The organism is Marinicauda pacifica (genome assembly GCF_004793635.1).
Taxonomy (GTDB): Bacteria; Pseudomonadota; Alphaproteobacteria; order Caulobacterales; family Maricaulaceae; genus Marinicauda; species Marinicauda pacifica.
Map to the genome: position 1 here is coordinate 1,305,927 of NZ_SRXV01000001.1, position 13,443 is coordinate 1,319,369.

Below are 13,443 nucleotides of genomic sequence, written 5' to 3' on the forward strand. Positions count from 1 at the left end.
AGCCCTCTGGCTTGAGCGCCGCCTACTTGATTTTCGGCAGCTCGTTGAACTGGTGGAAGGGCGGCGGAGAGGACAGCGTCCACTCCAGCGTGGTTGCGCCTTCACCCCACGGATTTGCTTCGGCCGGCCGGCGGCGGATGGCCGCTTCGATCAGCAGGACGAAGAACACCACCATGCCGACAGCCATGATCACGTAGCCCCACGAGGACACCATGTTCCAGAAGGCGTAGCCGTCCGGATAGTCCACGTAGCGGCGCGGCATGCCGGCCAGGCCCAGGAAGTGCTGCGGGAAGAAGATGATGTTCGCGCCGGCAAAGAACAGCCAGAACTGGATACGGGCCAGCACCGAGTTGTACTTCACGCCCCAGATCTTCTCGAACCAGTAGTAGAAACCGGCAAAGATCGAGAACACCGCACCCAGGCTCAGCACGTAGTGGAAGTGTGCCACCACGTAATAGGTGTCGTGCAGGGACTGGTCGACGCCGGCATTGGCCAGCATCACGCCGGTCACACCGCCCACGGTGAACAGGAAGATGAAGCCGATCGCCCACAGCATCGGCGTGCGGAAGGAAATCGAGCCGCCCCACATCGTCGCGATCCACGAGAAGATCTTGATGCCGGTGGGCACCGCGATGATCATCGTCGCCGCCACGAAATAGGCCTTCAGGTTCACGTTCAGACCGACCGTATACATGTGGTGCGCCCACACGATGAAGCCGATGAAGCCGATGGCGACCATGGCATAGGCCATGCCCAGATAGCCGAAGACCGGCTTTTTGGAGAAGGTCGACACGATGTGGCTGATGATGCCGAAGCCCGGCAGGATCAGGATGTAGACTTCCGGGTGACCGAAGAACCAGAACAGGTGCTGGAACATGACCGGGTCACCGCCGCCCGCCGGATCGAAGAAGGTCGTCCCGAAATTGCGGTCGGTCAGCAGCATGGTCAGCGCACCGGCCAGAACCGGCAGCGAGAGCAGCAAGAGGAAGGCCGTCACAAGCACCGACCAGGCAAAGAGCGGCATCTTGTGGATGGTCATGCCCGGCGCGCGCATGTTGAAGATCGTGGTGATGAAGTTGATCGCGCCCAGGATCGAGCTGATGCCCGCGATGTGCAGGGACAGGATCAGCAGGTCCATGGCCGGCCCGTTATGGCCGGTGGTCGACAAGGGCGGGTAGAGCACCCAGCCGCCGCCGAACCCGTTCTCGCCCCCCGTGCCCGGCACGAACATCGACAGAAGCGCCAGCGCGAAGGAGAAGGGCAGAAGCCAGAACGAGATGTTGTTCATGCGTGGGAACGCCATGTCCGGCGCCCCGATCATCAGCGGCACGAACCAGTTGCCGAAACCGCCGATCATGGCCGGCATGACCATGAAGAAGATCATGATCAGGCCGTGCATCGTCGTCACGACGTTATAGTTGTGCTCGTTGCCGAAAATGGCGCCCCAGCCGGTATTCTCACCGGTAAAGACCTGGAGGCCCGGCTCCATCAGCTCCCAGCGGATGAGGCCGGAGAGGCCGCCACCAATGACCCCCGCCACGATGGCGAAGATCAGGTACATCGTGCCGATGTCCTTGTGGTTGGTGGAGAAGACCCAGCGTTTCCAGTCCCACATGGACGGCGTGTGATCGTGTTGGACAGCAGATTCAGCTGACATGATTGCCTCTCCTTACTCGGCCGCGGCGAGACGGGTCTCGCGCGCCGTTGCATCGTAGTGGGCCGCGAGCACGCTCGGTGCTTCGTACGGATCCTCGTTCGCCGCAGCGACCCAGGCGTCGAATACGTCCTGGGGAACGACATGGATCTCGATCGGCATGAAGGCGTGGCGCAGGCCGCACAGCTCCGAGCACTGGCCGTAATAGATGCCGATATCCTCGTCGCCGACTTCGAACCAGGTCTCGTTCAGGCGGCCGGGAATGGCGTCCATCTTGATGCCGAAGGAGGGCATCGCCCAGTTGTGGATCACGTCCGAGGCAGTGACTTCCACACGCACCGTGGCGCCCGCCGGAACGACGACAGGCAGGTCGGTGGCGAGCAGACGCGGCTGACCGGGCGCCAGCTCTTCTTCAGGCAGCATGTTGGCCACGTAGGAGAATCCGCCGTGGTCGGGATACTCGTAGCTCCAGTTCCACTGGTTGCCGGTCGCCTTGATGGTGAAATCGCTCTCCGGGATCACGTCCTGGAAATACAGAAGCTGGAAGGAGGGAACGGCGATCACCACGAGGATGATGACCGGCACCGCCGTCCACACGACTTCGACCAGCGTGTTGTGGCTGAACCGGCCCGCCGTCGGGTTCGATTTCGCGTTGTAGCGAATCATCACCCAGGCCAGCAGCGCCACCACGACCAGGGTGATGGCCGCGATGAGCCAGAACACCATTGAGTGGAAGGCGGTGATGTTTTCCATGATCGGGGTCACGGCTTGCTGGAAGCCGATCTGCCCGTCGCGGGCATAAACCTGATTCGGCGTCGCGGATGCGGACCCGGTCACCAGGACGAAAAGCGAAGCGAGTGCTCCAAGAGCGGCCTTCAAGCGCATGACTCCCCCGAAGGTTTGATACAGGACGACGGCGGTACTTCCCGTCAATTGCGGCGGAATATAGAGCGCCAACCGCTGGCTGTCAGGGCGCTTTAAGCGCCTTTTTGTCGCAACCCGCAAGGTTTTTTCAGCAGCATTGCCGGACCCTCGGGTTTCAGTTGCAGTCTTAACTAGGTCTTTACCCGCTTGGTTCGAGCCGCCTCCTGTTGTTACAGTGAGGCCGGGTTGTTGAACGAGGGGCATAACCATGACGACGCGTGAGCGCAAGCTACGGTCTTTTAAAGTCTTTTCTGAAACGGTTATCGGCGCTGCAGGCGGTCTCCTCAGCGCATTGGTACTGGCCGCGGTCCTCGTCCTGATCGTCTCCGGTCGAGGCTACGGCCAGCCGGTCTCGGCCACGAACCAGGCGCAACCCGCGCCCGACGGACCCCGGACGGAGTGCGAATCGGGGGCACGCACCGAGCGCGGCGATGCGCGGGCGCTGGGCGCCTGCGATATCCTGCTGCGCGACACGAGACTTTCGGAAAGCGAACGCGGACAGGTCCTCGTCAATCGCGCCGTCAATCAGATTCGCCGCGGCAATGCGCCCGCCGCCCTCACCGATCTCGACCAGGCCGCGGACCTGCTGCCCCAGTCAGGCGCTGTTGCGCTGAACCGCGCCGCGGCCCTCATCGAGCTTCGCCGCTACCAGGACGCCGAAGAGGCCGCCAACACCGCCCTCTCCCAGACGCTGAACGAACCGGCGCTGGCCTGGCTCAACCTGGCGATCGCGCTCGAAGGCCAGGACCGGTTTCACGAGGCGCGCGACGCCTATCTCGAGGCCGCCGAGCTCGATGGCGGCCAGAACGCGCTCATCGCCCGCCAGCCCGCCCGCTTCGACGCGCTCCCCCCGGCAGACACAGACCGCTAGCCTCGCCGCGACCGGCAAAATACAGGGCGTGCCCTCGCATCGGGGGTGTGAAGGCTTTATGTCTTGAGCAATCTCAAGGATGGAGCCTTCCATGACCGCCAATCCCTTCGCCGCCTTCGATTTCGACGCCGACGATGCCCGCCAGGTTCTGGCGGACAATCTGGACGGCGCCGATGACGGCGAACTCTTCCTGGAAACGGCGACATCGGAATCGCTTGCATTCGACGATGGCCGGCTGAAGATCGCCAATTTCGATTCCGAGCGCGGCTACGGCCTGCGCGGCGTGTTCGGCGAGACCACCGGCTTTGCCCATTCCAACGATAGCGGCCTGGCCGCCCTGCGCCGCGCCGGCGAGACGGCTGCGGCCGCGCGCAAGGGGCGAAGCGCCATCATGGCTCCGCCCCCGCCGGGCACGAATATCAAGCTCTATGACGATGTCGATGTGATCGGCCAGCCCGGCTTCGAGGCCAAGGCAAAGCTGCTTGCCGAAATCGATGCCTATTGCCGCGCCCGCGACAGCGAGGTCGTCCAGGTCTCCTGCTCGCTCTCCAGCGAACGCCGCGTGATCGGCATCGTGCGCGCTGATGGCGATGTGCGCGCCGATGTGCGCCCGCTGGTGCGCCTGAACGTCTCGGTCACCGTGGAACGCAAGGGGCGCCGGGAAACCGGCTCGGCCGGAGCCGGCGGACGCGCGGAATTCGAGCGCTGGCTCGCGCCCGATGCCTGGAAATCGCTCGCCGACGAAGCCCTGCGGGTGGCCAAGGTCAATGTCGAGGCCGTCGATGCGCCGTCGGGCGAATGGGAAGTCGTGCTCGGCGCCGGCTGGCCGGCCATTCTTCTGCACGAGGCGGTGGGACACGGTCTGGAAGGCGATTTCAACCGCAAGGGCACCAGCGCCTTTTCCGGCCGCGTCGGAGAGCAGGTCGCCGCCAAGGGCGTCACCGTCATCGATGACGGCACGATCTCCGAGCGCCGCGGTTCGCTGAGCTTCGATGACGAAGGCACCCCGACCCGGCGCACGACGCTGATCGAGGACGGCGTGCTCGTCGGCTATATGCAGGATCGCCAGAATGCGCGCCTGATGGGCGTGGAGCCGACCGGCAATGGCCGCCGGGAGAACTATGCCCACGCGCCCATGCCCCGGATGACCAATACCATCATGACCGCCGGCAATGACGATCCCGACGAGATTGTGGCCAGCCTGAAGGACGGCATCTGGGCGAAGAATTTCGGCGGCGGCCAGGTCGACATCACCTCCGGCAAATTCGTCTTCCGCTGCACCGAGGCCTACCGGGTCAAGAACGGCAAGGTGGTCGAACCGATCAAGGGTGCAACCCTCATCGGCGACGGGCCGAGCGCGCTCACCCAGGTCTCGATGGTCGGCAACGACTTCATGATGGATCCCGGCGTCGGCACCTGCGGCAAGGCCGGTCAGGGCGTGCCGGTGGGCGTCGGCCAGCCCACGATCAAGATCAAGGGCCTGACCGTCGGCGGCGCGGGCTGACTTTCCCCTGCATGAAATTGTCGAAAGCTTACCGTGTAGTAACTTGGACGTGGTGATCTGCGCGTTTAGACCTGACTTCGTGCTCGCTGGCCGATTGGCACAATAGACAGCGGCGCCGACGGGAAAATTCGCCATTCGGGGATCATCATGCACTTGACGCGATTCACCGCGCCGATCGGGATTTGTTTGCTCTTCAGCGCCTCTGCCTTGGCGCAAGAGGAGCAGATCGGTGAAGACAGTGTCAGTGCCGCCTCTGCCGTGCCGGCAGTCACGACCAGCGAGGCGATCGTCCAGTATCGGCGCAGCTTCTTCGATCAGTTCACGCCCGTCACCGCGGCCGACATGGTCACGCGCCTGCCCGGCTTTTCGCTCTCGGGCGGCGATACGGACCGCCGGGGCCTGGCTGACGCCTTCGGCAATCTGCTCATCAATGGCCGCCGGCCCAGCGACAAGTCCCAGGAGCTGCACGATATTCTCGACCGCATTCCGGCCGGCGATGTCGAACGCATCGAACTCGTGCGCGAAGCCGTCGCCGAGTTCGACATGCGCGGTCACGGTCAGCTGGCCAATGTGATCCTGCGCGCCGGCGCGGGCCGCTCGATCAACTGGTCCGCCCGCGCCCTCTACCAGACTCGGTCCCACCGGGTTGTCCCCCATGGTGAAATCTTCCTGACCGACCGGTTCGGCGAAGTCGAGGTGACGGTCGGGCTGGAAGGCTACTGGAACGGACCCGAATTCCGCCAGGACAAGACAGTCTTCAACGGGCAAGGCGAACGCCTTCGTTTCGAGGACGGGATCGATCAGCGCCGCTATTACGAGTACACACCCACTGCGTCGATCGCGACCCCCGTGGGTGCCGACGGCCGGGTGCGCCTCGATCTGCGCGGCGAATTTTCCAACTGGCGCCGCAACTTCACCACACGCGTGAGATCCGGCCTCAATCCGGAGGAGGTGATCGGACTGGAGCTGTTCACCACGAAGGAGCTCGAGCGCGAAGGGTCGGCAACGCTGGCCTATTCGCACCGCCTTTCCGATGCGGTAGAGCTTCAAAGTACCGCCTTCGTGCGCGAATCCGCCTGGGATGTCGGACCGGAGCGCTATGAAATCTACGATGCGGGCGGGCTGAAGGGCGCCGATCTGCTTTTGCTGGACGGGGCGAGCGGCGAGCGCGCCTTGCGCCAGCAAATCTCCTGGACCGCCAACGCGAACCATTCCTTCGATGCGGCGCTGGAAGGCGCCTTCAATTTCCGGGAGACCGCGCTCGATCTCTTTTTCGACGACGGCATGAGCGTCTCGCCGGTCGAGCTGCCCGTCTCCGACACGCGGGTCGAGGAAGTGCGCGGGGAAGCCTCGCTCAACCATGTCTGGTCGATGGGTACGGCCTATTCGCTGGAAAGCGGTTTGCGTTACGAGGTCTCCGAAATCAGCCAGAGCGGCGACGCGGTGCAGGAACGCCAGTTCCGCTTTCTCAAACCGTCCATGGCGTTTATCTGGACCCCGGACGGCGTCACGCGCTGGCGCCTGGCCGGTCTTCGCGATGTCGACCAGCTGGAATTCTCCAAATTCGCCAGCTCGGTCAATCTCACCGACGATGTCGCCGTACTGGGCAATCCTGACTACCGCCCGGAAAACACCTGGACGCTGGAAGCCGAATGGGAGCGCCGGTTCGGCGATGACGCCACCGTTTCGGTCGTCGTCGGGCGCGACTGGGTCCAGGATCTGGACGACTACATTCCCGTCGTCACGCCCCGGGGCGTCTTCGATGCGCCGGGCAATATCGGTGACGGAATCCGTAACCGCGTGACGCTGGATTGGTCGTCCAACCTGGCCCTGTTCGGCATGTCCAACGCGGTGCTGGACGGTTTCGTGGAATGGTACGACACCCATGTCGACGATCCGCTGACCGGCGAGGACCGTCCCTTCTCCGATACCGCGGAATGGGAGCTCAGCTTCGATTTCCGCCAGACCTTCCCCGAGGCCCAATGGGCGTGGGGCTGGGACTATTACTGGCTCAGCGACCGCAGCATCTATCGCGCCCGCGAATTGCGCGAGGAGGTCTTCACCAAGGGCGATCTCGACGTCTATGTGGAAACCTCGCGCTTTCGCGGTCTGACGGCGCGCCTGGGCGCCGATTTCATCATCGAGGATCCCTCGCAGAGGGAACGTATCATCTACGCCCGTTCACGCTCGGCCGGCCCGGTCGCGCTGATCGAACGGCGTGACTTTACAGAGGGCGCGCGCGTCTACATCCAGCTTCGCGGCACGCTCTAGGCGCATCCGGGCGGGAGGAGTAGGGTTATCGTCCGATCCTCTAAGTCCGGAGCGTTTCGCCATGGCTCTCTTCCCCGTCCTGTCTTTACTCGCCGCCGCCGTGCAGGCGCCCGCAGAGGCCGGGCAGTGCGTCCCGCTCGCTCTGACGGCCGATTACCGGCCCGCCGTGACCGTCGAGATCGAAGGCTTCGGACCGGCCCGTTTCCTGATCGATACCGGGGCCAGTAACACGGCCCTTGCGCGCTCCGTCGTGGAAGCATTGAACGCGCAGGATGTGACGGCGCGCGAGGTCATCACCCTGACCGAATTATTCGCCACGGGCACAGTCGATGTATCGCTCTCGGTCTTCCCCGGCGAGGCGCGCGAGGTTGAGGCGGTCATCGTGGAGTCCGATCTGGAGGAAAGCTCCACCATTCTCGGCCTGCTGGGCGCGGACTTCTTCAGCGGTGACACGATCGACATGGATTTCAGCCGCGGCGCGCTGTGTATCACCGACGCATTGACCGCGCCGCGCGACGGCACACGTCACGAGCTGAGCCGCGTGCTGATCGCGAACGCCTCCCTTTATCATTTCAATCGGCCGGTCCGCGTGCTCGTGGACACAGGTGCAACCCGGTCGGTCGCCAACAGCCGGCTGGCCGAGCTCTACGCCTCGGTTCGCCAGTCTGGCTGGCCCGTCAGCCTGGGCGGGGTTGCCAGCCGCATCGACCGCACCGACGACTACGCCCGGCTCAATCAGTTCGAGATGGGCGGAACCTGCGTGCGCCGCCTCCTGCTTCCCGTCGCCGATGTCTACGTGTTCGAGGCGATGGGATGGCAGGACGAGCCGGCCATGATCATGGGCATGGACCTGCTTCAGTTCACCGATTTCGTGATCGATTACGACAGCGGCGATTTCCAGATTACCGGGCGCGACGCGCTCGCCTGCTGACCGGCGCTTCATCCAAAGAAAACGGCCGCGGGGAATGCCCCGCGGCCGTTCTCGTTCAAGTCAGACCTGACGGCCTTTATGGCGCGTCGGACTCTCGGTCCATGGACGGGCCGGAAGCCTCGGTCTCGGTGGGATGGTAGTGCAGCTCCTTGGCCGCATCGCCCATCGCCTTCTTGATGAGCGGGCTGATGAGCAACATCACCACGGCGATGCCCATGGCGTACAGGCCGACCTGGGAATAGACCGCCGCGTAGCCTGCCTTGGCCGCTGCCGGATCGGTCAGCTGGCCGCCGAGCGTTTCCGCACCGGTGGTCGAGGCAATGACGCCGGCCAGGAAGTTGGACAGGCCGGAGAACAGGAACCAGGCGCCCATCGTCATACCGACCACGCGTGCCGGAGCAAGCTTGGTCACCGCCGACAATCCGACCGGGGAGAGCATCAGCTCGCCCAGCGTGTGGATCAGGTAGATCAGGAAGACGAAGTAAACCGGAACCAGAGCCGCGCCGGACAGCTGGATCCCGCCGACCAGCACCCAGAAGCCGAGGCCGGCCATGAAGACGCCGAACGAGAATTTCACCGGCGTGGACGGGTTCCACCTGCGCTTGGACAGGAAGACCCAGAGCCAGGCCAGGATCGGCGCGAAGATGATGATGAAGCCCGCGTTCAGCGCCTGGAAGACCGGGGCGGGAACCGACCAGCCGAACATGGTGCGGTCCACCAGCCGGTCGGTGAACAGGTTGAGCGAGGAGCCCGCCTGTTCAAACAGCGCCCAGAACGGGATCTGCGCCAGGATGAAATAGGTCGCCGCCAGCATCTGGCCGCGTTCCTGGCCCTTGGTGAAGAACACCGCGTAGCCGACCAGGAAGGCCAGCATGATGAGGCCGATCGGGCCGAGAATGCCGCCGACATATTGCGGGTTCATCACCGCCAGCATGGCGACACCGATGATCACGAGGCCCGCCAGGTAGCAGGCCTGCTCGACCGTCACGATGCCGAGCACTTTTTCCTTCAGCTTGGCGGGATTGGGCGGCTCGGCCAGACCTTTGAGCCAGCCCTGGAAGAACAGGAAGGTCAAAAGGCCGATCAGCATGCCGATGCCGGCCAGGCCGAACCCCCATTTCCAGCCATAGACGATGCCGATTGTGCCCACGAGTACCGAGGACAGGAAGGAGCCCAGATTGATGCCCATGTAGAACAGGGTGAAACCGGAATCCCGCCTCGGATCGCCCAGCTCGTAGAGCTCCCCGACAATGGTGGAGATATTCGCCTTCAGGTAGCCCACACCGGCGATGATGAGCGCCAGGGCGAAGTAGAGAATGTTGACGTAAAGCTGTTGCTGCTCGATGCGCGTCATCTCGTTGGAGAACGGCACTTCAGCCGGCAGGCCGACCGCGTCCGGATCGGCAATCTGCATCACCTGACCGCCCTCGGCGAAGCTGATCTGCGACTCGCCGATATCCGATACCAGGATCTGGTTCGCGTCGCCGCCGCGCCCGTCCAGCGTGATCTCGTACTCGGCCCCTTCATAGGTGTAGATCTCGCGCGAGCCCGAGCCCTCGAAGGCCATCATGCCGTGGCCGAGCACCAGAAGGATGGCGCCATAGGTCACCGCCTTCCTTTGCCCCAGATAGCGGTCTGCCAGCGTGCCCCCGATAATGGTCATGACGTAGACCAGCGCGGTGTAGGCCCCGTAGATCAGGGTCGACCGGGAATCGGAAAACAGGAAATGCTGGGTCAGGTAGATGATCAGCAGGCCGCGCATCCCGTAATAGGAAAAGCGCTCCCACATCTCGGTCAGGAACAGGATGGCGAGCCCTTTCGGGTGACCGAAAAAGCTCGTGTCTTTCAGTCCGCTCGGGACCGGGTCATGGGTGGTGGTATCGCTCACGCAGGTCTCCCCCGTTTACTTGTCCGCCCGCGCGCAGGGCGTCAAAATTTGGTCGCAATAGAGCATGCAGGCGCGCTGCGGCCAAGCGGGCTTTTCGGTTGGCGGGTCTAGATCGCGAACGCTGCCGCAGCATAGGCGAGCACCAGCAGCAGCCCGCTCGTGCGGTTGGACTTGAACGCGGACAGGCAGGACGCCCCATCCTTCAGGTCCACGCGCAGGAGCTGGGAGAAGAGATGGGCGGCGTACAGCGAAACGAGCACCGCAAACACAAGCGATGCGCCCGCCACCACGCCGGCCGCGACCGCCAGAAGCGCGCTCAGGGCATAGAATATCCACAGGCCAGGCAGGATTCGCGGGCCGAGCGCGCGTGCGGACGATTTCACTCCGACCAGCGCGTCGTCCTCGATATCCTGGCAGGCATAGATCGTGTCATAGCCCAGCGTCCAGAACAGGCCGGAGGCGTAGAGCAGGAAGGCTTCCAGCGCGAATCCCCCCGCCCCGGCGGCGAAGGCGACCAGCGCGCCCCAGTTGAAGGTCAGCCCCAGCCAGGCTTGCGGCCACCAGGTGATGCGCTTCATGAAGGGGTAGCCGGCCACGAGCACCAGCGCGCCCAGCCCGGTCGCTATGGCCACCGGCGGCAGCTGGATCAGCACCAGGAGGCCCACCAGGCTTTGCGCCACCAGGAAGACCCAGGCGCGCTTTAAACTGACCGTCCCGGCCACAAGCGGCCGGTTGGCGGTGCGCGCCACCTGCGCGTCCAGATCGCGGTCGACAATGTCGTTATAGGTGCAGCCCGCCCCGCGCATGGCGACCGCCCCGATGGCGAAGAGCAGCGCGTAGTAGAGATCGACCCAGCCTAAGCCGGACCCGATCCCGGCCAGCGCCAGCCCCTGGAAACAGGGCAGTGCGAGCAGCCAGAAGCCGGCCGGCCGGTCATAGCGCGCCAGCCTCAGATACGGGCGCACCGGTCCGGGCGCCCGGTCGACCCAGGTTTTCGGCAGGCTGTCTGCGACGCGGCGATCTCGGGCAAGGCTCATGGCGTAGCCTTAGCCGAGCGCTCGCCCGCGCGAAAGTTCGCGCCGCCGTTCGCGCCTCACTCTTTCACCGCGATCGTCTTGCGGTTGGTGAATTCCAGGATGCCGGCCCGGGCCAGCTCGCGCCCGTGGCCGGACGCCTTCACACCGCCAAAGGGCAGGCGCGGGTCGGAGGCGACCATCTGGTTGACATAGGTCGAGCCCGCCTCGATCCGGTTGCACGCCTCTTCGATCTCGCCCTCGTCTTTCGACCAGAAGGACGAACCGAGCCCGTAGCGATGGTCATTGGCCAGATGGATCGCCTGTTCCAGATCGCCAATCTTGAAGAAGAGCGCGACCGGGCCGAACAGCTCGTCCTTGTAGCCGGGGCTGTCTTCGGGAATGTCTTCCAGAACGCCCGGCGTGAACCACGCACCCTCGCGCCGTCCGGGCTCGACCACCGCCCTGGCGCCCGCCTTGATCGTGTCGCGCACCTGGGCGTCGAGCTCCTCGGCCGCGTCAGGACCGACCAGCGGGCCGATATCGGTGTCCTCGTCGAGCGGGTCGCCCACCGTCTGGGCCTTCAACTCCTGGACGAATCGGTCCTTGAACGCCTCGTAGACGTCTTCGTGCACGATGAAGCGCTTGGCCGCGATGCAGGACTGGCCGTTATTCTGGATGCGCGCCTTCACGCCCACCTTTGCGGCGGTCTCCAGATCGGCGCTGGGCATAACCACGAAGGCGTCCGAGCCGCCCAGCTCCAGCACGCAGGGCTTGATCGCCTGGCCGGCCGCCTCGCCGACCTTGCGCCCGGCACCCTCAGACCCGGTCAGCGTCACGCCGCGAATACGCGCGTCGCCGACCAGCCCGCTCGCCGTCTTGCCGTCGATCAGCAGGCTGGTGAAGCTGCCCGGCTCGAAGCCGGCGCGCTTGAACACGTCCTCGATGGCTTTCGCGCAGCCCGGCACATTGGAGGCGTGTTTCAGTAGACCCGGATTGCCCGCCATCAGGTTTGGCGCGGCAAAGCGGAAGACCTGCCAGAAGGGGAAATTCCACGGCATGATCGCCAGAACCGGCCCCAGTGGCAGGTAGCGCAGCGCGCAGCGTCCCTTGTCGCCAGCCTCGATCGGTTCGTCCTTGAGGAAGTCCTCGGCATTGTCGGCGTAATAGCGGCAGACCCAAGCGCATTTCTCCGCCTCGGCCCTGGCCTGGGCGACCGGCTTGCCCATCTCGCGCGACATCAGCTTTGCCAGCTCGCCGGCCTCGTTCTCCATGATGTCGCCGGCCCGGCGCATGCGCTCGGCCCGGCCCTTGAAGCCGAGACGCGTCAGCGTGCCGACGGCCGTGACCGCCTGCTCCAGGGCGCTGTCGATCTGGTCCTTGTCCGACCCTTCATAGGTCGCAAAGACCTCGCCATTGGCCGGATTCCTCGATTCAAACGCCATGGGATATTCCCTTTCCTTCGCCCGTCACGGCGACAACGCTCCGGCGCGTCCGACAGTTTCCCGGCCGCTGCGAACGCGCTAGAGGAGCAGGATGACTGTCGAACCGCGCCTCTATCTCAATACCGACTTGTCCGCCGGCGCCGAGCTTGCGCTGGGCAAGGAGGAGAGTCACTACCTGCTCACGGTGATGCGGCGCAAAGCCGGGGACGGCGTGCGCGTCTTCAACGGGCGCGACGGCGAATGGCGCGCCGAGGTGGCCGATGCGGGCAAGCGCGCGGCCCGTCTCTCAGTCCAGACCCGTCTGCGCGAACAGCGCGAGAGCCCGGACGTCCATCTCTATTTCTCGCCGGTCAAGCGCGCGCGCACCGACTTCATCGTGGAGAAGGCAACCGAGCTTGGCGCGGCCCGGATCGCACCCGTGATGACACGGCGCACCATGGCCGAGACCGTGCGTCTCGACCGGCTGGCCGCCCATGCGCGCGAAGCGGCCGAGCAGACCGAGCGCCTGGACCTGCCGCAGATCGGCGAGCCGTGCACGCTGGCCGCCCTGATCGATGGCTGGGCGAAGGACCGCCCCCTCCTCTTCTGCGACGAGGCGGGCGATGAGGGCGGCAAGCCCTGGGGAGGCGAGGCCGGCCGGGCCCGGCCCATTCTGGAGGCCTTGCAGCGCTTCGAGCGCGGCACGCCCTTCGCCATCCTGATCGGGCCGGAGGGCGGGTTCGACCCGGCCGAGCGCGACATACTGCGCGATCAGGATTTCGTCGTGCCGGTCACGCTGGGCCCGCGCATCCTGCGCGCCGACACTGCGGCAGCGGCCGCCCTGACCGTCTACCAGGCGGTGCTGGGCGACTGGAACACGAGCCTGTGATTGGCGCATACGCCCACTTGCGGCAGGGGCTTTGCCCGCATACCTGTCTGCCCACCAAAGGGTTGAAACCACGG

General features: G+C 64.8%; 10 protein-coding genes. 5 read left to right on the forward strand and 5 right to left on the reverse strand.

Features of this window, described 5'->3' with window-relative positions; genetic code table 11:
• Positions 1 to 22: 22 nt before the first annotated feature.
• Together ctaD and coxB are read right to left on the reverse strand one after the other, a co-directional pair.
• A complete protein-coding gene (gene ctaD, locus E5162_RS06300) occupies positions 23 to 1,657 on the reverse strand; it encodes a cytochrome c oxidase subunit I (RefSeq protein ID WP_135944065.1) in 1,635 nt (544 codons plus the stop codon).
• Positions 1,658 to 1,669: 12 nt separating this feature from the next.
• Positions 1,670 to 2,539 (reverse strand): cytochrome c oxidase subunit II, encoded by an 870-nt coding sequence (gene coxB, locus E5162_RS06305; RefSeq protein WP_135944066.1) that lies wholly within the window; start codon positions 2,537 to 2,539, stop codon positions 1,670 to 1,672.
• Positions 2,540 to 2,786: 247 nt separating this feature from the next.
• Between coxB and E5162_RS06310 the strand changes: the two genes are divergently transcribed.
• The 4 genes from E5162_RS06310 to E5162_RS06325 all read left to right on the forward strand — a co-directional run bounded on the left by E5162_RS06310 (position 2,787) and on the right by E5162_RS06325 (position 8,155).
• A complete protein-coding gene (locus E5162_RS06310; RefSeq protein WP_135944067.1) occupies positions 2,787 to 3,449 on the forward strand; it encodes a hypothetical protein in 663 nt (220 codons plus the stop codon).
• Positions 3,450 to 3,540: 91 nt separating this feature from the next.
• A complete protein-coding gene (gene tldD, locus E5162_RS06315; protein WP_135944068.1) occupies positions 3,541 to 4,953 on the forward strand; it encodes a metalloprotease TldD in 1,413 nt (470 codons plus the stop codon).
• Positions 4,954 to 5,106: 153 nt separating this feature from the next.
• Positions 5,107 to 7,224: a TonB-dependent receptor plug domain-containing protein gene (locus tag E5162_RS06320; RefSeq protein WP_135944069.1), complete on the forward strand. Its 2,118-nt coding sequence runs from the start codon at positions 5,107 to 5,109 to the stop codon at positions 7,222 to 7,224.
• A gap of 61 nt (positions 7,225 to 7,285) precedes the next feature.
• Positions 7,286 to 8,155: an aspartyl protease family protein gene (locus E5162_RS06325; protein ID WP_135944070.1), complete on the forward strand. Its 870-nt coding sequence runs from the start codon at positions 7,286 to 7,288 to the stop codon at positions 8,153 to 8,155.
• A gap of 76 nt (positions 8,156 to 8,231) precedes the next feature.
• Here E5162_RS06325 and E5162_RS06330 read toward each other — a convergent pair whose 3' ends face one another.
• The 3 genes from E5162_RS06330 to E5162_RS06340 all read right to left on the reverse strand — a co-directional run bounded on the left by E5162_RS06330 (position 8,232) and on the right by E5162_RS06340 (position 12,501).
• Positions 8,232 to 10,043 carry a peptide MFS transporter gene (locus tag E5162_RS06330; protein ID WP_233342161.1) on the reverse strand — a complete coding sequence of 604 codons (1,812 nt, stop codon included), beginning with the start codon at positions 10,041 to 10,043 and terminating at the stop codon, positions 8,232 to 8,234.
• 107 nt (positions 10,044 to 10,150) lie between these two features.
• A complete protein-coding gene (gene ubiA / locus E5162_RS06335) occupies positions 10,151 to 11,080 on the reverse strand; it encodes a 4-hydroxybenzoate octaprenyltransferase (protein ID WP_135944071.1) in 930 nt (309 codons plus the stop codon).
• Positions 11,081 to 11,136: 56 nt separating this feature from the next.
• Positions 11,137 to 12,501, reverse strand: coding sequence for an NAD-dependent succinate-semialdehyde dehydrogenase (locus E5162_RS06340; RefSeq protein WP_135944072.1), 1,365 nt, complete (start codon positions 12,499 to 12,501; stop codon positions 11,137 to 11,139).
• Positions 12,502 to 12,592: 91 nt separating this feature from the next.
• Between E5162_RS06340 and E5162_RS06345 the strand changes: the two genes are divergently transcribed.
• Positions 12,593 to 13,369: a 16S rRNA (uracil(1498)-N(3))-methyltransferase gene (locus tag E5162_RS06345; protein WP_135944073.1), complete on the forward strand. Its 777-nt coding sequence runs from the start codon at positions 12,593 to 12,595 to the stop codon at positions 13,367 to 13,369.
• The last annotated feature ends 74 nt before the right edge of the window (positions 13,370 to 13,443 follow it).

Excerpts from the sequence above, each read along its gene's own strand:
- ctaD (WP_135944065.1), bottom strand. The coding sequence starts at position 1,657 with ATGTCAGCTGAATCTGCTGTCCAACACGATCACACGCCGTCCATGTGG.
- coxB (WP_135944066.1), bottom strand. The coding sequence starts at position 2,539 with ATGCGCTTGAAGGCCGCTCTTGGAGCACTCGCTTCGCTTTTCGTCCTG.
- tldD (WP_135944068.1), top strand. The coding sequence starts at position 3,541 with ATGACCGCCAATCCCTTCGCCGCCTTCGATTTCGACGCCGACGATGCC.
- E5162_RS06310 (WP_135944067.1), top strand. The coding sequence starts at position 2,787 with ATGACGACGCGTGAGCGCAAGCTACGGTCTTTTAAAGTCTTTTCTGAA.
- ubiA (WP_135944071.1), bottom strand. The coding sequence starts at position 11,080 with ATGAGCCTTGCCCGAGATCGCCGCGTCGCAGACAGCCTGCCGAAAACC.
- E5162_RS06340 (WP_135944072.1), bottom strand. The coding sequence starts at position 12,501 with ATGGCGTTTGAATCGAGGAATCCGGCCAATGGCGAGGTCTTTGCGACC.
- E5162_RS06325 (WP_135944070.1), top strand. The coding sequence starts at position 7,286 with ATGGCTCTCTTCCCCGTCCTGTCTTTACTCGCCGCCGCCGTGCAGGCG.
- E5162_RS06345 (WP_135944073.1), top strand. The coding sequence starts at position 12,593 with ATGACTGTCGAACCGCGCCTCTATCTCAATACCGACTTGTCCGCCGGC.